This window comes from Coleofasciculus sp. FACHB-1120, assembly GCF_014698845.1.
GTDB lineage: Bacteria > Cyanobacteriota > Cyanobacteriia > Cyanobacteriales > FACHB-T130 > FACHB-T130.
This window is the reverse complement of sequence record NZ_JACJTV010000045.1, coordinates 1-18508: the sequence shown is the minus strand read 5'-3', so window position 1 is coordinate 18508 and position 18508 is coordinate 1. Positions and strand designations below refer to the sequence as shown.

The 18508-nt window shown below is 49.4% G+C and carries 11 protein-coding genes and 3 pseudogenes; 10 read left to right on the top strand and 4 right to left on the bottom strand.

Features of this window, described 5'->3' with window-relative positions; genetic code table 11:
• Positions 1 to 9 precede the first annotated feature (9 nt).
• The gene (locus H6H02_RS24505; protein WP_190822721.1) at positions 10 to 2703 is read left to right on the top strand and encodes a GAF domain-containing protein; all 2694 of its coding nucleotides are present in this window, start codon (positions 10 to 12) and stop codon (positions 2701 to 2703) included.
• Between the two features lie 55 nt (positions 2704 to 2758).
• On the opposite strand, the gene H6H02_RS24500 is transcribed toward H6H02_RS24505, so the two are convergent.
• Positions 2759 to 3022: a hypothetical protein gene (locus H6H02_RS24500; RefSeq protein ID WP_190822719.1), complete on the bottom strand. Its 264-nt coding sequence runs from the start codon at positions 3020 to 3022 to the stop codon at positions 2759 to 2761.
• A 414-nt stretch (positions 3023 to 3436) separates the two neighbouring features.
• On the opposite strand from H6H02_RS24500, the gene purC reads away from it, so the two are divergent.
• The 9 genes and pseudogenes from purC (at position 3437) to H6H02_RS24455 (ending at position 13727) form a co-directional block, all read left to right on the top strand.
• Positions 3437 to 4177: a phosphoribosylaminoimidazolesuccinocarboxamide synthase gene (purC, locus tag H6H02_RS24495; RefSeq protein WP_190822718.1), complete on the top strand. Its 741-nt coding sequence runs from the start codon at positions 3437 to 3439 to the stop codon at positions 4175 to 4177.
• Between the two features lie 84 nt (positions 4178 to 4261).
• A complete protein-coding gene (locus tag H6H02_RS24490; RefSeq protein WP_190822715.1) occupies positions 4262 to 6769 on the top strand; it encodes a BamA/TamA family outer membrane protein in 2508 nt (835 codons plus the stop codon).
• Positions 6770 to 6848: 79 nt separating this feature from the next.
• The gene (gene lpxC, locus H6H02_RS24485) at positions 6849 to 7697 is read left to right on the top strand and encodes a UDP-3-O-acyl-N-acetylglucosamine deacetylase (RefSeq protein ID WP_190527527.1); all 849 of its coding nucleotides are present in this window, start codon (positions 6849 to 6851) and stop codon (positions 7695 to 7697) included.
• A 66-nt stretch (positions 7698 to 7763) separates the two neighbouring features.
• Positions 7764 to 8300, top strand: a complete 537-nt coding sequence (gene fabZ / locus H6H02_RS24480) for a 3-hydroxyacyl-ACP dehydratase FabZ (RefSeq protein WP_190822713.1) — start codon at positions 7764 to 7766, stop codon at positions 8298 to 8300.
• A 245-nt stretch (positions 8301 to 8545) separates the two neighbouring features.
• Positions 8546 to 9352 carry an acyl-ACP--UDP-N-acetylglucosamine O-acyltransferase gene (gene lpxA, locus H6H02_RS24475; RefSeq protein ID WP_190822711.1) on the top strand — a complete coding sequence of 269 codons (807 nt, stop codon included), beginning with the start codon at positions 8546 to 8548 and terminating at the stop codon, positions 9350 to 9352.
• 123 nt (positions 9353 to 9475) lie between these two features.
• Positions 9476 to 10630: a lipid-A-disaccharide synthase gene (gene lpxB / locus H6H02_RS24470; RefSeq protein ID WP_190822708.1), complete on the top strand. Its 1155-nt coding sequence runs from the start codon at positions 9476 to 9478 to the stop codon at positions 10628 to 10630.
• A 275-nt stretch (positions 10631 to 10905) separates the two neighbouring features.
• A pseudogene (locus tag H6H02_RS24465) lies at positions 10906 to 11889 on the top strand (NAD-dependent epimerase/dehydratase family protein).
• 43 nt (positions 11890 to 11932) lie between these two features.
• Positions 11933 to 12784: pseudogene (locus H6H02_RS24460) on the top strand (IS5 family transposase).
• Positions 12785 to 12998: 214 nt separating this feature from the next.
• The gene (locus H6H02_RS24455) at positions 12999 to 13727 is read left to right on the top strand and encodes a response regulator transcription factor (RefSeq protein WP_190822706.1); all 729 of its coding nucleotides are present in this window, start codon (positions 12999 to 13001) and stop codon (positions 13725 to 13727) included.
• 137 nt (positions 13728 to 13864) lie between these two features.
• Here H6H02_RS24455 and H6H02_RS24450 read toward each other — a convergent pair whose 3' ends face one another.
• The 3 genes and pseudogenes from H6H02_RS24450 to H6H02_RS24440 all read right to left on the bottom strand — a co-directional run.
• Entirely contained in the window at positions 13865 to 16348 is a 2484-nt protein-coding gene (locus H6H02_RS24450; protein WP_190822704.1) for a PAS domain-containing protein, read from the bottom strand.
• 226 nt (positions 16349 to 16574) lie between these two features.
• Complete coding sequence (locus H6H02_RS24445) at positions 16575 to 17582, bottom strand: glycosyltransferase (protein ID WP_347342652.1); 1008 nt, start codon at positions 17580 to 17582, stop codon at positions 16575 to 16577.
• A 209-nt stretch (positions 17583 to 17791) separates the two neighbouring features.
• Positions 17792 to 18346, bottom strand: a pseudogene (locus H6H02_RS24440) (glycosyltransferase); the annotation flags it as partial.
• Positions 18347 to 18508: the final 162 nt, after the last annotated feature.

Genomic DNA, 18508 nt, shown 5'->3' with positions numbered 1-18508 from the left:
CTCCTCCCCATGACACTCTCTAATACCGGCAGCGTTCTGGCTACGTTAACTCAGCTTACGCAGCTCAATCGTACTAGCGTCCTGACCTCGCGCGTCAAAGACCTGTCATTCGGCGAATTTATCTGCTTACTCGATTTTATAACCGCCGAGTTCCAGCAGTTTCTGCGAGCGATCGACATGATCAACAACGAAGCTCTGGAAACCATGCTAGAGCAGGTCATGGACGCCTTTACCCTCAAAATGGGTCAAATTCTGCAAGCAGACCTCACCACTATTTTTTTAGTAGACGAAGAAAAAAATCAACTTTGGTCAAAAATTCCCGATACAGAGACTGGGAGAGCCACCAAACAAATCCGGATTCCCATTAATATTGGCGTTGCCGGTCACGTCGCCAGCACCGGCGAGACTTTGAATCTTCCTGACCCCTACTCTCACCCACTCTTTAACAAAGAAGTTGACGAGCGACCGGGCTACCGCACCCACAGTCTGCTTTGTATGCCGATTTATAGCAGCAAAAACCAGATTGTTGCAGTCGTTCAACTATTAAATAAAGCGGGGGATGGGCCGTTTACCGAGGAGGATGAGCAGGGATTTCGCGACTTTGCCGCCTCTATCGGCATTATCCTAGAAAGTTGCCAATCGTTTTATATGGCGGCACGCAAGCAGCGGGGGGCAGCGGCATTGTTGCGAGCAACCACCTATCTCGGTCAAAGCCTTGACTTGGAAACAACTCTGCGCTTTGTGATGGAGCAAGCGCGGGATCTAATGCAGGCGGATCGCAGCACCCTATTTATGCTCAGCAAAGAAACGGGAGAACTCTGGACGAAAGTTGCCAACAAAGATGGCACGGAGATCATCCCAATTCGCATTCCTTCTAACAAAGGCATTGCCGGTTATGTTGCCTCCACTCGTCAGCCGCTAAATATCCCGGATGCCTATAAAGATCCGCGGTTCGATCCCAGCGCCGACCAACGAACGGGTTATTTGACGCGCAATATCCTGTGTATGCCGGTGTTTAATTCATCAATGGAATTAATCGGCGTTACGCAGTTAATTAACAAGCAACCCGGCAGCTTCACGAGTTCAGATGAAGAGTTTATGCAGGCATTTAATATCCAGGCAGGGATTGCCCTGGAAAATGCCAAACTCTTCGAGAATGTGTTGTTGGAAAAGCAGTATCAAAAAGATATCCTGCAAAGTCTCTCAGATGCAGTCATCTCTACAGATATGCAGGGACGGATTGTCACGATTAACGAAGCTGCACTGGAGTTACTAGGGTGCCCGATTCGGGAAACCACTGGTAAAAGCAACAAGCATCTGTGGGAGCAGAAATTAATCGGTCGCTTCGTTTGGGATGTAGTGCCCATCGAACATCTTCAGTTTCGTCTTGAGGATAGTCTGAAGACGGGTGCCAAGCAATATGTGCCAGAGCAAACCCTGACAGTAGGTTTATATGTAGAGAAAAGCCACCAGTCAGTAGCAGTGGGAGCAATGCCAGAATTGTCCGTGCAGGCACAATGCGCCCAGTGTCAGCAGGTAGCAGAAGTTCTAAATTCTGAAGTGGCCTCTGATTCGGAGGGAGAACCTACTGGAGTTTATATTCTGGCAATCCGCGATCGCCTCAACCCAAACATTTTCATTCCTTGGAATGAATCATGCAGTCCTGGCGCTGCCAGTACGCACAATTGTCATCAGATTTTGAGTGCCGATCAAGTCCAGGAAATTGAACGGAGTATGAATCTCACCGTGAATCCCCTCACAAACCCGGAAGGAGGCGTCAGGGGCGGCTTGGTGGTCTTGGAAGACATCAGCCACGAAAAACGGATGAAATCTACCTTGTATCGCTACATGACGCCTAGAGTGGCAGAGCAAGTCATGGCACTGGGTGATAAAGCGCTGATGATGAGCGAACGCAAGGAGGTGACAATTTTATTTTCCGACATCCGGGGCTACACCACGTTGACGGAAAATCTAGGGGCTTCGGAAGTGGTTTCGCTGCTGAATCAGTATTTTGAAACGATGGTAGAAGCAGTATTTAACCACGAAGGCACCTTGGATAAATTCATCGGCGATGCTTTGATGGCAGTGTTTGGTGCCCCTCTGCCTTTGGCGGAAAATCATGCTTGGATGGCGGTTCAGTCGGCGTTAGATATGCGCCGCAGGTTGGCAGAGTTTAACCGCCGCCGTTTATTTGAAAACCAGCCGCAAATTCATATTGGCATTGGGCTGAGTTCTGGAGAAGTCGTGTCTGGAAACATCGGTTCTCACAAACGGATGGACTACACGGTGATTGGTGATGGGGTAAACTTGAGTTCTCGCCTGGAAAGCGTCACCAAGGAATACGGCTGCGATATTATCTTGAGCGAGTTTACCTACAACTTGTGTCGCGATCGCATCTGGGTACGAGAGTTAGACAAAATTCGCGTCAAGGGCAAAAATTCTGCCGTCAGTATTTACGAGTTGATCGGCGACCATCGACAGCATCTCGACGACTCCACGAAGAACTTTCTCGATCTCTATCATCTTGGGCGTACCGCCTACATGGACAGAAGCTTCCAAAAAGCGATCGCCTACTTTGGCGATGCCTACAGCTTAAGACCCACGGATCAGGCAGTGACCGTCCACCTAGAACGGTGTAAGAATTACCTTCGGCAACCGCCTTCAGACGCCTGGGATGGAGTCCACACGATGACCACCAAATGAGGTTAATGACTAATCGCGAATTGGTGCAGATTTTAGAAGCTGCCCCTTTTGCACCTCATCCTTCTGGTTTATCCTCTCCAATCTGGAAAGGGTTCTCACCGATAGCGAGTTGCTTTTTAGTTTTTTTCAACTGTTTCCAGAGACTCTTAATTTGTTCGTAGGCTTCGGAGGATGAAATTTTCCCCCCAGTTTCTAGGTTGCAGATGAAGTTTACCCGTTGAGCAAATTCCTGCAAATTGGCGTTAAAAACTAGATTTTCTGGCTTGACTTGACCGTAGTAACGACTACGAGGATAGAGAAAATCAGAGCGGTCTGCCATAGATTACCTCCTTGGGATAAACTACCCAACCTGCTGGTGTGAGAATCGAACCTATCGTTAACCCGGTTTTTTGCCCAAGCTGAAGAAGCTAGCAAGAGACACAAGGGAGGCATTCCAACCATTGCCCGATCCACCTAAGAGTCGGTAGACATTGCTTGCGATCGCCTACTGTTGGCATCAGGGTTTACCGGGTGTTTTGTTCGAGTCTTGACCTGGCAACTAGCTACTATTGTGATCTTTGCACAAAGGGCTGCGCTCATTTTAATTACAAATTAACTTAAAATTAACCATCTCTTAACCAAAGAGTATGCCAGTTACTCGCAGATGCCCAGATGTTGACGCCATTCGGCTCCTAAGGCATTAAAATCTTCTGTGCTGCCGCCGACGATCCATTCATCCAAAAAAAGACTTTCCATGTCCGCCCAATCAACCAGCCTTTACGAAGGCAAAGCCAAGATTCTCTATACCACCGACGATCCGGACATTCTACTGACTCACTTCAAAGACGACGCCACCGCCTTTAATGCCAAAAAGCGGGGTCAGATTGTCGGCAAAGGTGAAATTAACTGCACCATTGCCGCTTATTTGTTCCAGGTTTTGGAAGCATCGGGCATCCCGACTCACTTCATCGACTGTCCGGCACCAAACCAAATGCGCGTCCAGGCGTTAAAGATTCTGCCAATAGAAGTGGTAGTCAGGAACATTGCTGCGGGAAGTCTGTGTCAACAAACAGGGTTGCCGGTAGGCACCGTCCTGCCTGAGCCGCTGGTGGAATTTTATTTTAAAAATGACGATCTGGGAGATCCCTTGTTAACACGCGATCGCTTGATGTTATTGAAATTAGCGACACCAGAACAGCTTGACCAATTACGGAGTAACGCTTTGCGGATTAACGAAATCCTCAGAGACTTTTTTCACCAATGCCGGATTACCCTAGTGGATTTCAAGTTGGAGTTTGGCATTAACCGGCATGGCGAGATGCGACTGGGAGACGAAATCAGCCCCGATACCTGCCGTCTTTGGGATGAGTCTGAAGTTGATCCCGACCGACGGGTGCTGGATAAAGATCGGTTCCGTCGGGATTTAGGGCAGGTGGAAGACGCGTACCAGCAAGTGCTACAAAGAGTTCTCGAACAAGTAACCCGTAAAAAGTAAAAGCAAAAAAGATTCTTTGCTTTTGCTTTTCTACTTTTGTCTTTATTTTCAAGGTGTGTGGAAGTGTCGAAAACAAGTAAAAAAATGCGCTTATCTCCCTTTTTATTGACAATTTTGGCTGCCTCATCTGCCTGCTGTGTAGCATTTCCTGCCAGAGGGCAAACGACAAATTCTTCGCCGGACACCTCCGAGAAAATGGCTGCGTATGGCGATTATGTTGAGCATACCCAGGCTGACCCAGGACGCGATCGCCCAGAATCTCAACCAACCAATAACGTAGTCGTCAATGCTGTGAGTGCCCCAGAGACGACACCGCCTGGGAGGGCGCTTAGACCGTCGTCCAGCCTCACGGAGATTGTTACACGCTCCACCACCGCACCCGCCCCAGTTAACGTCCCAGTTAACGTCCCAGTTAAACCGGAGCGCGTAGAGGTCGCCAGTAGCAGTCGTCGGGAACCGCCACCCGCCAATAACGTGGTGGTTAACACCATGAGCGTTCCAACAACAAAAGAGCCTGTAGGGGCAAAATCCCCCTCATCCGTACTCAGCCAAACTCCCACAACCCAATCCCCATCCTCTCCCACGCCGGAAACAGAGCCAGTGGTTCCGCGCACCGGCGAAGAATCAACACCGCAACAAGAAACGCCGGATACCATTGAATTCGATCTCACGCCAGGGACGACTGGTGAGCCGAATCTTGAGTTGCCAGAGCCACGGGAACAACCTGTACCAACCCCTGAAGGTGGACAACCTGCAACAACGCCTGAAACGGTACAACCTGCGCCTACTGACCAGCCAGAAGCCAGAGTGCTAGTGGGTGAAGTCGTTGTTACTGGCGTAGAAGGGGATCTCGAAAACGAAGTTTATGAGGCAATTCGCACCCGACCCGGACAAACGGCGACCCGGAGCCAGTTACAGGAAGATGTGAATGCCATCTACGCCACAGGTTTTTTCAGCAACGCCAGAGTAGAGCCACAGGATACCCCGCTGGGTGTCCGTGTCGTCTTTGTAGTAGAACCTAACCCAGTTTTACGTCAGGTGGTCGTTGTCCCCGTCCCTGCCGACCAAAATCAGCGGGCACTCCCCCAAAAGGTAATCGATGACGCCTTCGCGCCTCAGTATGGTCGCACCCTCAACATCCGCGAACTGCAAGAAGGCATTAAAAAAATAAACCAGTGGTACAAAGAAAACGGCTATGACTTGGCACAGGTGGTTGCTGCACCCCAGATTGCTGAGGATGGCACGGTACGTCTAGAGGTAGCAGAAGGACTGATTGAGGATATCGAAGTCCGCTTTCTCGACAAAGACGGACAACCCGCAAATGATGAAGGTCAACCCATCCGGGGTCGCACCCGCGATTTCATCATCACCCGAGAAATTGAACTGAATTCTGGAGAAGTCTTTAACCGGACGAAAGCCGAAAGGGATCTGCGCCGAGTCTTTCGCTTAGGCATCTTTGAAGATGTGCGACTCTCATTCAGACCGGGGCAAGATCCGCGCAAAGTAGTGGTGGTCGTGGACGTGATTGAGAAGAACACCGGCTCGGTGGCGGCGGGTGCTGGGATTAGTTCCGCCAGTGGATTATTCGGCACCATTAGCTATCAAGAGCAAAATCTGGGGGGCAATAACCAGAAGCTGGGGGCAGAGTTGCAGGTCGGTCAGCGAGAACTGCTATTTGATGTCAACTTTACAGATCCCTGGATTGCTGGCGATCCTTACCGGACTTCCTACACCGTCAATGGGTTCAGACGCCGATCCATTTCGCTGATTTTTGATGGCGGTGACACAGAGGTGGAATTGCCCGATGGAGACAGACCCCGCGTCCTGCGATTGGGGGGTGGCGTCACCTTCACCCGTCCGCTTTCCCGAGATGTTTTTGCAGATCCGGAATGGAGAGCGAGTCTGGGCTTGCAGTATCAACGGGTTTCGATCCGAAATTCCGACGGCGACATTAGCCCGAAGGATGAGCTAGGCAACGACTTGAGCTTTAGTGGGGAAGGGAAAGACGACTTGTTGACCCTGCAATTTGGGGTTGTGCGCGATCGCCGGAACAGCGCCGTAATTCCGACCTCTGGATCTCTACTGCGCCTAGGCGTTGAACAGTCTCTCCCCGTAGGTGTGGGAGGGATTCTGTTTAACCGTCTGCGCGGTAGCTATAGCTACTATCTTCCTGTCAGATATACGAACTTCTCCCCAGGGCCACAAGCGCTCGCCTTCAACGTTCAAGCCGGAACCGTCCTCGGCGATTTACCTCCCTATGAAGCTTTCTCTCTAGGCGGTAGTAACTCGGTGCGGGGTTTTGAGGAAGGAGATGTCGGCAGCGGTCGCAGCTTTATCCAAGCGACCGCAGAGTATCGCTTCCCGATTTTCTCGATTGTGGGCGGTGCTTTGTTTGTCGATGCCGCAACCGATTTCGGGACTGGTAGCACCGTACCCGGAGATCCGGCTGGGGTGCGGGGTAAGCCCGGAAGCGGCTTTGGTTATGGTCTTGGCGTCCGCGTGCAATCTCCCCTCGGCCCGATTCGCATCGACTATGGTTTTAATAACGAAGGGGACAGCCGCCTCCACTTTGGAATTGGGGAGAGATTCTAAAAATTAAAAATGTAAAATTAAAAATTAAAAATTAGGAGAATTTCTTCAATTTTTAGTTTTTAATTTTTAATTTTTAATTATGAAACAACACACGCTAAAAGGCTCTTTTGAACAATCTGGCGTCGGTCTACATAGCGGCGTCCCTACCCATGTCCGAGTGCTACCCGCGGCGGCTGGAGAGGGACGTTACTTTGTGAGAGTTGACCTGACTGGGGCACCCGTGATTCCAGCGCGGGTGGAGGCAGTCAGTCAGACGACTCTCTCCACCGAACTTGCCAGCAGTAGAGAAGCGCGAGTCCGGACTGTGGAACACCTGCTAGCCGCTTTAGCAGGCAGCGGTGTCGATAACGCTCGAATTGAGATTGATGGCCCGGAAGTGCCCCTGCTGGATGGCTCAGCCCTGATTTGGGCGGAAGCGATCGCGCAAGCGGGCGTGGTCGAGAACGATGAATTAATTCCCGATTCAACTTTTAAGATAGAAAAGCCCGTCTGGGTCTATCAAGGCGATGCTTTTGTCGCCGCCCTACCAGCGCCAGAATTGCGCTTTTCCTACGGAATTGACTTCGACTCAGTAGCGATTGGCAATCAGTGGCACAGCTGGACGCCGAGGCAAGAAAATTTTGCAGACGCGATCGCACCCGCCCGCACGTTTGGTCTGGCGCACCAAATTGAGCAGTTACAAGCCGCAGGTTTAATAAAAGGCGGAAGTTTAGAAAACGCCCTGGTTTGCGATTCACAAGAATGGCTTAATCCTCCCTTAAGATTTTCAAATGAGCCAGTGCGTCATAAACTTTTAGATTTAGTAGGGGATTTAAGTTTACTGGGATATTTCCCGCAAGCTCATATCCTCGCCTACAAAGCCAGCCATCACCTGCATATCCAACTCACCCAGCAGTTACTCCAAAAAGTTGCGAGTCGCCCTGAGTGAGCCTGTGTAAAGTGGCTGCGCGATCGCAACTCTAGCCCCTAGCCTCTAATCCCTGTCATACAGCCCATGTCCACACTGATTGAAGTCAATACACCCGATGCTGAGACTGCGACGCCCCAAGCCAAGAATGTCGGGGAAGAAACAGCACAAAACAGCCAGTCTGCTGCCAAAACCATCCTGACGATCGAAGACATTCAAAAATTGCTGCCCCATCGGTATCCTTTTGCATTGGTGGATCGGATTATCGAGTACGTGCCCGGAGAAAGGGCTGTGGGCATCAAAAATGTCACCTTTAACGAACCCCATTTTCAAGGGCATTTCCCCGGTCGTCCGATTATGCCTGGGGTATTAATTGTGGAAGCAATGGCTCAAGTGGGCGGGATCGTATTGACCCAACTCCCAGATATTGAAAGCGGCTTATTTATGTTTGCTGGCATTGATAAAGTCCGCTTCCGTCGCCCCGTAGTACCGGGGGATCAGCTAATCATGAGCGTGGAACTGCTGTGTGTCAAACGGCGTCGTTTTGGAAAGATGCACGCCCGTGCCGAAGTCGATGGTCAATTGGCTACAGAAGGCGAACTGATGTTTTCCATCGTTGACTAAAACAGTCATGAGGACTGAGGAGTGTTTGCTTAGCGCTACTCTATTCGCAGGCTAAAAAACAGGTTTGAGAAAAGAATTTTGATGGCACATTAGTTGAAGAAGCTGATGGTTAAATTCTGACTTGTAACTTCTAACGCTGAACTTTTTCCTCATTCCTCAGTTCTGACTTGTCACTTTTGTTTGCTTAGTCCATGCTTCGCTAACAGTCCGCGCGATCGCGCCGAAGAGCGCTAACAGTCCTGTATATGATTCATCCCACCGCGATAATTCACCCTGACGCTCAACTACACCCCAGCGTGGAAGTTGGGCCTTATGCGGTGATTGGAGAACAAGTAAAAATTGGTGCTGAAACCACAATTGGTGCTCATGTTGTAATCGAGGGACCAACGGAAATTGGCACCCAAAATCACATTTTTCCGGGGGCAGCGATTGGCTTAGAACCCCAAGACCTCAAGTATGACGGGGCTAAAACCTGGGTAAAAATTGGTGATGGCAATCGAATTCGAGAGTATGTCACAATTAACCGGGCAACTGGCGAGGGTGAAGCGACGGTAATCGGCAATGGCAATTTGTTGATGGCTTATGTCCACGTTGCTCATAATTGCGCGATCGCAGATAAAGTGATTATTTCCAATGCGGTGTCGCTCGCTGGGCACGTCCAGATTGATTCGCGGGCGGTGATTGGTGGCGTCCTAGGGATTCATCAATTTGTCCACATCGGGCGAGGCGCGATGGTGGGTGGGATGAGTCGCATTGACCGCGATGTGCCTCCTTATCTGCTCGTAGAGGGAAATCCATCGCGGGTACGCAGTCTCAACTTGGTAGGACTCAAACGCGCTGGTTTATCTGCCGCTGAGTTGGGAATTCTCAAAAAAGCTTTTCGGATTCTCTATCGTTCTGGATTACCCCTGAATCAATCCCTAGAACAACTGGATCTGCTCCCAGATAACGAATACTTGCAACACCTGCGCCGGTTCCTGCAACTTTCTCAAGCGCCAGGGCGACGCGGTCCGATTCCAGGGAAAAGAACGAAGAATAAGGATGAAGAGTAATTGGGAAACAAGTTGTAGAGACGCCCTAAACCGCGTCTGAGTTTTGAGTTCAAAGTAATTTGTTTCATTCAAAACTCAACTCAAAACTCAAAACTCGATTACCCATTACTGATTACCAAATTAATGCGTATATTTATCAGCACTGGTGAAGTTTCAGGGGATCTGCAAGGGGCGCTACTGATTGAGGCACTTTATCGACAAGCACAGGCAACTGGCTTGGAATTAGAGATCGTTGCCTTGGGGGGCGAGCGCATGGCGGCGGCTGGCGCTACTCTCTTGAGCAATACTAGCGGGATTGGTTCGGTGGGGCTTTTTGAATCTCTCCCTTATGTGTTACCGACCTTACAAGTCCAGCGTCGTGCTAAACAGTACCTCCGAGAGAACCCACCCGATCTGGTGGTGCTAATTGATTACTTGGGGCCAAATATTGGCGTGGGCACCTATATCCAGAAACAGATGCCGCAGGTGCCAGTCGCGTATTACATCACGCCGCAGGTATGGGTTTGGTCGCCCTTCAAGCGCGACACGACTCGAATCATCGAGATTAGCGACCAAGTGTTGGCAATTTTCCCAGAGGAAGCGCAATATTTCCAAAAACGGGGGGCATCGGCTGCTTGGGTGGGGCATCCCTTGGTGGATCGGATGCAAAAGGCTCCCAGCCGAGAAGCGGCGCGAAGAATCTTAGAGATAGAGTCAGAACAAATTGCGATCGCGCTTCTTCCTGCCTCCCGTCCTCAAGAACTCAAGTATCTGATGCCGGTGATGTTTGAGGCGGCGAAAGCGATCCAAAACAAACTGCCTCAAGTTCATTTCTGGATTCCTTTGTCTCTAGAAGCTTATCGGCTGCAAATTGAAGCGGCGATTGGGCGTTATGGTTTAAATGCGACTCTGGTTGCTGGTAAAAGTCAGGAAGTTCTGGCGGCTGCCGATTTAGCGATCGCTAAGTCGGGGACTGTAAATCTGGAACTTGCCCTTTTAAAGGTTCCGCAGGTGGTTCTCTACCGCGTTAGTCGCTTTACCTATTGGATTGCCCGTAATCTTCTAAAATTCTCGATTCCCTTCATGTCGCCAGCCAACTTGGTAATGATGCGGTCGATTGTGCCAGAATTGCTGCAAGATCAAGCTACGCCAGAAAACATTGTCCAAGAAGCTTTAGAACTCTTACTCAATCCCGAACGCCGCCAGCAAACTGTCGCCGATTATCAAGAAATGCGCTCCTCATTGGGAGAAGTGGGAGTTTGCGATCGCGCTGCCAAAGAAATATTTCAAATGCTTTGAACTTTCTCAATTAAAACTTCTTTTAAATACCGACAAAATTCATTTATCAAACTCAAATTTTATCAACTTGTTGGGTTTTATACAGGCTTTTATTAAGAGGAAGATATTCCATTCGGCTGATGAATCGCAACATCTAAGCCTTGAATATAGCTGATATTCAGCAGGAAACAATTAGAAAATAGTAGCCAATAGAACATTTCTAGCCCTAATTGTCTGTTAGGTCCTGCTGACTACTGATAACTAATTGCTTCTGTTCTCTCTACAGGAGATCGCAATTGAGCAAACATATTCTGATTACTGGTGGAGCAGGGTTCATCGGTTCGCACCTGGCAGACGAAATGCTCAGCTTAGGATAACGTGTCCGCGCACTCGATAGCCTCTCGTTCCAAGTTCACGGCGCGGACAAAAAAAGACCCGCTTATTTAAATCCTGACGTTGAGTTAATTGTCGGGAATATCCGCGATCCAGAAACCGTGCAACGCGCCCTCAACGGAATTGACGCCGTTTACCACTTCGCTGCGGTGGTAGGTGTCGGCCAAAGTATGTATGAAATCGCAAAATACACCAGTACCAACAATCTTGGTACGGCTGTGTTGCTAGAGGCGCTGATCGATCGACCCGTCGAGCGATTAATTGTTGCGTCGAGTATGAGCATTTACGGCGAAGGACTCTACAAGACGCCCAAAGGCAGCTTAGGGATTGGGTTGGAACGGACATTAGAGCAACTGAAAGCAGGTGACTGGGAAGTTCGGAATGCTGCGGGTGAAGTGCTGACGCCAGTATCAACACCGGAGACAAAGCAACCAGCACTCGCCTCCGTGTATGCCCTTTCTAAGTATGACCAAGAGCGGATGTGCTTAATGATTGGCCCAGTTTACGGCATTCCCACCGTAGGACTGCGGTTTTTTAATACTTATGGGACGCGGCAAGCTCTTTCCAACCGTTATACCGGCGTTCTCGCTATTTTTGCCTCCCGGTTACTGAACAACAATCCTCCCTTAATTTTTGAAGACGGGTATCAAAAGCGCGATTTCGTCAGCATTCACGATGTGGTGCAGGCGTGCCGACTGGCTTTAGAAGTTCCGGAAGCAGCAGGAGGAGTGTTTAATATCGCTAGCGATCGCCAGTATACTGTCCGCGAAGCCGCCCAACTCATGGCTCAAGTGCTGGGTAAGGAACAGATTCAGCCCTTAATTACTGGTAAATACCGCGTCGGCGATGTCCGGCATTGCTTCGCAGACATGAGACCTCTTGCGTGAATAGGTAGAAGGTGGATAGAAGTAGGTTAAGGAGGAACTAGCGATGACCTACGAGCAACTCAAATCCCTCAAGCCCAGTGCCTTTAAGCGCAGATGTGGTGTTCATCAAGACACCTCCCTTGCAGATGGTCGAGATCCTGCGTCCGCATCTCGATCGTCGCGGCTTCCGAGGTGGACAGCCAAAACTCGGCGTCGAAGACCAACTGCTGGTTGTGCTGGAGTAGGAGCGAGAATATCGCACCCAGTTTCATATTGCGAGCAGTTGGGGAATCAGTGAGTCAGCCGTGTGTCGCCTCCCCCACGAAGGTAGAAACGTTGCTAATGCGCTCTCTTTTAGTTCAGCTTACCTGGAAAAAAGCAGCTTTATGCCAACGCTTACACCTGGAATGTGTTGGTGGTCGATGTGACTGAGAGTCCAATCGAACGTCCAAAAAAAACAGCGAGGCTACTACAGTGGCAACAAGAAACGGCACACGTTGAAAGCCCAAGTGGTGGTCAACCAAGCTAACGAGCAGATCATCTGCACAGCATTTGGTAAAGGGCGAGTGCATGATTAGCGAAAAGTTCAAGCTCAATCGTATCCCGATGCTGCCAGAGCAACTTTGGAAAGGCTGACAAGGGGTATCAAGGCATGGCAAAACTGCATCCAAGCAGTTGTACCCCAACCAAGAAGTCACGCAAAGCCAAGCTGGACAAGTTTGAGCGTCAGCACAATCGGTTGTTAGCACGGTTGCGAGTAGTAGCAGAGCACATCAATCGCTTGCTGAAGGTCTTTCGCATCCTGGCAGAGCGTTACCGGAATCGACGCAGGCGCTTTGGCTTACGATTCAACTTGATTGCTGCCATTATTAACTTTGAGCTTGCCTCCTCTTCCTGGTTCATGCAAGAGGTCTAGTATTCCTGCTTGTGAAGATGCGATCGCTCTTAAGCGTAGATTCAGTCACGATTCCACCTTCCGAGTGTTGCCGAGATCACCAAGTGTCTTAATAATCCCATGTTTTCTTTAGAAAGAATTTAGAATCCTTGCGTATAATCTGTACAGGAATCTTTGTATTCCGATAAAGCTTCTTATAGAAACTTTAAAATACTGTAGCGATAATTTATTAGTGATGCCCCGGATACTCGTCATCGACGACGACGCTGCGATCGCAGAATTAGTTACCATCAATCTGGAAATGGCTGGATACGATGTCAGCCAAGCACCAGATGGCATTAAAGGTCAAGCACTGGCTTTGCAACTGCAACCAGACCTCATTATGCTTGACCTAATGCTGCCCAATGTAGACGGTTTCACCGTCTGCCAGCGCTTGCGGCGGGATGAGCGCACTGCCGATATTCCGGTGTTAATGTTGACTGCACTGGGTCAGACTCAAGATAAGGTAGAAGGCTTTAATGCCGGAGCCGATGATTACCTGACCAAGCCGTTTGAACTCGAAGAAATGCTGGCACGAGTCAGAGCCTTGCTGCGACGGACAGACCGTATCCCCCAAGCCGCCAAACACTCGGAAATCTTGCACTATGGCTCTTTAACCTTAGTCCCAGAACGCTTTGAGGCTATTTGGTTCAATCAGACAGTAAAGCTAACGCATCTGGAGTTTGAATTACTGCACTGCTTACTCCAGCGTCATGGTCAAACCGTTTCTCCCAGTGAAATTCTGCGAGAAGTTTGGGGCTACGATCCCGACGATGACATTGAAACAATTCGTGTGCATATTCGGCACTTGAGAACGAAGCTAGAACCCGATCCCCGCCACCCGCGCTATATTAAGACCGTCTATGGTGCGGGCTACTGTCTGGAGTTGCCGACTGAAGAGCAAGTTAGCGCAGACGCAGGCTGATTGATTGTTGATTCGCCTCGGTTGGATTCATCAACAGCCCTTTCTTTCTGCGTAGGGAAGGTCTGTTTGAAGAAAAGGGAATGGTTCCAAGCTTCCCTGTGAAAGCAAAAAAATCTACCTTGGCAAGCGGGGGAGTGTTAAGCCACCCGATGGGGCTTTCTGGCTAGAGGCATTGGGCAATGCGCCCCGATAACCGATTCCTCTTCTACCTTGTGGATCGGAATTTCGATAATAAACTCTGTCCCCTTGCCCGGTGTTGACACGCACTGGAGTTGACCTCCGTGACGCTCTACCACAACTTGGTAGCTAATGGACAAGCCCAATCCAGTCCCTTTTCCCACGGCTTTCGTCGTAAAGAAGGGGTCAAAAATTTGTTTCTGAATTGCTTCGGGAATGCCAGGGCCATTGTCCGCAATCCGGATGACAACAGAGGCAGGATCGGGGATGAGAGATGAAAGGCTTTGCCCTTCCCGGAGGGTGGGATGAGGATCGGCTTTAATTTCATCCTTCATCCTGATTCCTTCATCCTTCAAAGAGGTGCGAATGGTAATCTGGCTGGGGTTGGCTTTGGCTTTGATATTCCCTGGCGTCAGCGATGCTCCTTCTGCGGAAGCTCGCTGGGCGCTGTCTTCTTCTAAAGCATCGATCGCATTACTGAGGAGATTCATAAACACTTGGTTCAGTTGCCCAGCATAACAATCTACTTTGGGCAAATCACCGTATTCTTTAATAATCTGAATTTTGGGATGGGAGCTGTCTTCTTTTAACCGATGCTGCAAAATCAACAGCGTGTTATCTATGCCCTGATGAATATCAACCGCCTTCTTCTGGGATTCATCCAGGCGGGAGAAATTCCGCAGCGACAAGACCAAATCGCGGATGCGGTCGGCTCCCATTTTCATGGAAGTAAGTAGTTTGGGAAAATCTTCCACCAAAAAGTCTAAATCTATATCCTGATTTGCAACTTCAATCTCGCTAGGAGGTTGGGGAAAGTGCTTTTGATAGAGATTTAACAGGTTCAGTAGGTCATGAGCATACTGATTGGCATGGTCGAGATTGCCGTAGATGAAGGAGACTGGATTATTAATTTCATGGGCGACACCTGCAACCAACTGCCCCAAACTGGACATTTTTTCGCTCTGAATCAGCTGAGATTGAGTTTGTCCCAGTTCTGCCAAGGTTTGTTTGAGTTGGGTTGTTTGTTCTTTTAGCTGCGTTTCTGATTTTAGCCAAGCGATTTCTGCCTGTTTGCGTTCGACCAGTTCGGCGTTTAGCTGTTGGAAGAGAGTGGATTGCTGAATCGCGATCGCTAGCTGCACGCTCAGCTGTTTGAGCAATTCTACTTCTGATTCTTGCCATTTTCGGGGTTCCCGACAGTGATGGGCAATCAGCAACCCCCATAAATTTTCCCCTTGCAGAATCGGAACTACCAAGTTAGCTCTCACCTGAAACTGGGCAAGTAAATCAATATGGCATTGTTGGATACCAGCAGTATAGATATTGTCAATCGCTCGAACCCGACCTTGCTGGTATGGCAAAACGTAGCTTTTCCCAAAGCAAGGATCTTGGATGCTGGTTCCCAAAATTGGCGTCCAATCCTCACCGACCGACTCTACAGCCACAACTCCGTTCCGATCTGGCTCGAAGCGGTAAATGAGTACCCGGTCAGTAGAAAGAAAATGGCGCACTTCTGCCACAGTCGTATTGAGAACTTCTTCTAAATCTAGAGACTGACGGATGCGCTTAGCGATCGCGCCGACCAACCGTTCTCTCAAAAATTGCTGTCGCGACGTTTCCTCTGCTTGCTTGCGCTCGGTAATATCCATCACCGTTCCCATCATCCGCACGCACTTCCCTGTGTCGTCGCGCATAACGGCACCCCGCGCTGCCACCCAGCCAATTCCATCAGGACGGAGGACGCGATGCTCTATCTTTAAGTCTTTTCCTGCTTCTACGATGCCCGCAATCTCCAGCCCTACGCGGTAGCAATCTTCAGGATGAATACTTTGGAGATATGCCTCGTAGGTGCCAGCAAAGGAACCGGGAGCCAAACCAAAAATCGCTTCCACCTCTTCAGACCAAGTCACCCGATCGGTTCTCAGATCCCAGTCCCAAACTCCCATACTTGCAGCCCCCAGAGCTAGCCGCAGCCGGGTTTCTCCTTCCCGCCGCGCCTCTTCTGCGACTTTACGTTCGGTAATATCCGTCTGGACACCGATAAATTGCGTCACCCTGCCCTCGTCGTCATACACCGGCGAAATACTCAGGTCATTCCAGAAAGGCGTCCCATCTTTCCGATAGTTCTTGAGAACCACCTGGCATTCTTTCCCCGACCGCACGGCTTGACGAATTTGCTCAATTGCGGCTGGATCTGTATCATTTCCTTGCAAAAACCGGCAGTTTCGTCCTAAAACTTCCGCAGTCGAATACCCGGTTATTTTTTCAAAGGCGGGATTGCAATAGATAATTGGATTATTTGGTAGACTGGCATCGCTAATGACGATGCCACAGCTGGTTGCTGCCATCGCTCGGTCGTACAGCCTTAATGTCCCCTTGTCCCCTTGGTGCCCCGTGAGGTCTTTGTTTTGAAACCCCTCACACCTAGCTTGCTGGCTTGCCATCAGAATTTAAGAACCGAACGTTAACAGCCTTTCTTCAAGATAAATCAATATTAAAAATAACTTAAATATTCCCGAAGGTAGATCCACCCGCTTTTCTATCATAAAAAAAAATGCCGATAGAAGCTCCCAAACTAAACCAAATCAAAACAAGGCTAAATCGGCAATTTGCCAGAATCTAGAAATTGTTACAAAATCCTAGTAGTTGGTAAAAAGTTTACAACCAATATTAATTTTTAAAGGAAGAATACAAAGTGATTCGCTCCAAGACGTAGCCTTCTAATTGAACGGCTCGATGAGCTGCCGTGTGTTGCCCCAGAACGCGAGCCTGAGCGCGATCGCCGATGGCAATTCTCTCAGCTTCCGGAGTTTCTTGAAGATACCGTAAAGTATCAGCGGGCGACTCGGCAATTAGAATTTCCTTACCTATTTTAAGAATTTTTTCCAACCCCTGCCAATAGTCACTAATAATCGGAGTTCCACACGCTGCTGCTTCAAATAAACGCACGCTGGGAGAATAACCCGCTTGAACCATATCAGCCCGTGTAATGTTAAGAGTGAACCGTTGGGAATTGTAAAACCAGCGGTGTCGAGCTGGGGGCAAATGCTCGATTTGCTCAACATTTTTAGGCCATTTAATATTATTCGGATACTGTGACCCTGCCACCACAAAGTCACCTTCTTGCCACTGGCGTGCTGGCTCAAGCAACAGATTTTCTAGAGTTGGCTGCCGGTCATCGCTGTAAGTCCCCATATAGCCAAGATTCCAAAGCAGAGGAAACTGTTCCGGATAGTACAATTCTGGATCAACCGAACAGTACAGCGCCCTTGCCATCGGCGAACCGTACTGCTGTTCAATCCGCTTCAGAGTTGGGCCACCTGTAAAGGATAGATAAAGGTGATATTTTGGGATTAAGTCGGGACAAAGGTACTCCGTCTCGCCTCGTTCCAACTTAGCCAGCGTCACCGGCGTATCAATATCATAAAAAGCGGTAACGTTCCGCGCCGTTGCCGTCACCCATTCACCCACGGCTACCCCTTCCGGCACATACGACCCCACCATCACAAAATCTGCCTCGCGCACGTCTTGGGTAAAGCAGTCTTTCAGCTCATCAAGACTGGAGTACAACTGAGTGCGACAGTAGGGAGGATTGGGAAAATCCCGATTGGCAGCATACCAAGGTACATCGCGTTCCAGGAATAGGATGTCGTGTCCCCGTGCTGCCAGTTCCCGCACCAACCCTCGATAGGTTGTTGCGTGTCCGTTTCCCTAAGAGGAAGTAATGGATAATCCCAGAATTAGCAGTTTCATAGTTTTAAGATTTCAACGCAAAGTAACGCAAAGGGAATCGCAGAGGTACGCAAAGGAAAAGAGAGAAAACGGTAGGTTGTTTACAGTCTGAATTCTCTGGGAACCTTCGCGTTAACCTCTGCGTTACTTTGCGTTTAAAAATATTTCGATGGAGTATGCTTCCCATTGAGTAAAGCTTCGAGCTGCGTGGCTCGATGAGCGTAGGTGTGTTCTGCCAAAATATGCTTACGAGCAGCTTCACCAATAGTACGGGCGTCAGAGGGTGTCAGATTGCACAGGTGTTCTCGCACCTCGCTGCCATCTTGGGCAACTAAAATCTCTCGTCCGGGTTCTAGAAATAACTCAATTCCCTCCCAAGCATCGGTAATGATACAGGCATCTGCACCCGCTGCTTCAAATACTCGCGTTGCTGGAGAAAAGCCGTATCTTGCCATGCTTTCGCGGCTAATATTTAAGACGGCTTGTGGTGTGCAATTGAAGGCGTTGTGGTCGCGGGTGTAGACGTGCCCCAAGTATTTGACATTACTGGACATTGGCTTATCATCCCAACCATTACCGCCTAGTAAAAATTGGTTTTGTGGCAGTTCGGCGGCGACACGTAAGAAGAATTCTTCAACCCGCGATTCTCTATCGGGGAGGCGGTTTCCTAGGAAGCCAAGGTCGCACTCAAATCTGGATTCCGGCGTAACGGCAGGGCTGATTCATTGAAAAAAGGAAAATAAACGATGTACATCATGAGATAAATAGACCTCCTGCATGAATCAGTGAGTATGTGCCAGTTCGTAGTTCAACAGTCCCGCAATCAAGTGGAAGCGTAAGCCAAACCGCTTTCTACGATTGCGATAGCGTCC

What these genes read in the sequence shown, in the direction of transcription:
- H6H02_RS24505 (WP_190822721.1), top strand. Translation starts at nt 10, where the DNA reads ATGACACTCTCTAATACCGGCAGCGTTCTGGCTACGTTAACTCAGCTT.
- H6H02_RS24500 (WP_190822719.1), bottom strand. Translation starts at nt 3,022, where the DNA reads ATGGCAGACCGCTCTGATTTTCTCTATCCTCGTAGTCGTTACTACGGT.
- purC (WP_190822718.1), top strand. Translation starts at nt 3,437, where the DNA reads ATGTCCGCCCAATCAACCAGCCTTTACGAAGGCAAAGCCAAGATTCTC.
- H6H02_RS24490 (WP_190822715.1), top strand. Translation starts at nt 4,262, where the DNA reads ATGCGCTTATCTCCCTTTTTATTGACAATTTTGGCTGCCTCATCTGCC.
- lpxC (WP_190527527.1), top strand. Translation starts at nt 6,849, where the DNA reads ATGAAACAACACACGCTAAAAGGCTCTTTTGAACAATCTGGCGTCGGT.
- fabZ (WP_190822713.1), top strand. Translation starts at nt 7,764, where the DNA reads ATGTCCACACTGATTGAAGTCAATACACCCGATGCTGAGACTGCGACG.
- lpxA (WP_190822711.1), top strand. Translation starts at nt 8,546, where the DNA reads ATGATTCATCCCACCGCGATAATTCACCCTGACGCTCAACTACACCCC.
- lpxB (WP_190822708.1), top strand. Translation starts at nt 9,476, where the DNA reads ATGCGTATATTTATCAGCACTGGTGAAGTTTCAGGGGATCTGCAAGGG.
- H6H02_RS24455 (WP_190822706.1), top strand. Translation starts at nt 12,999, where the DNA reads ATGCCCCGGATACTCGTCATCGACGACGACGCTGCGATCGCAGAATTA.
- H6H02_RS24450 (WP_190822704.1), bottom strand. Translation starts at nt 16,348, where the DNA reads ATGGCAAGCCAGCAAGCTAGGTGTGAGGGGTTTCAAAACAAAGACCTC.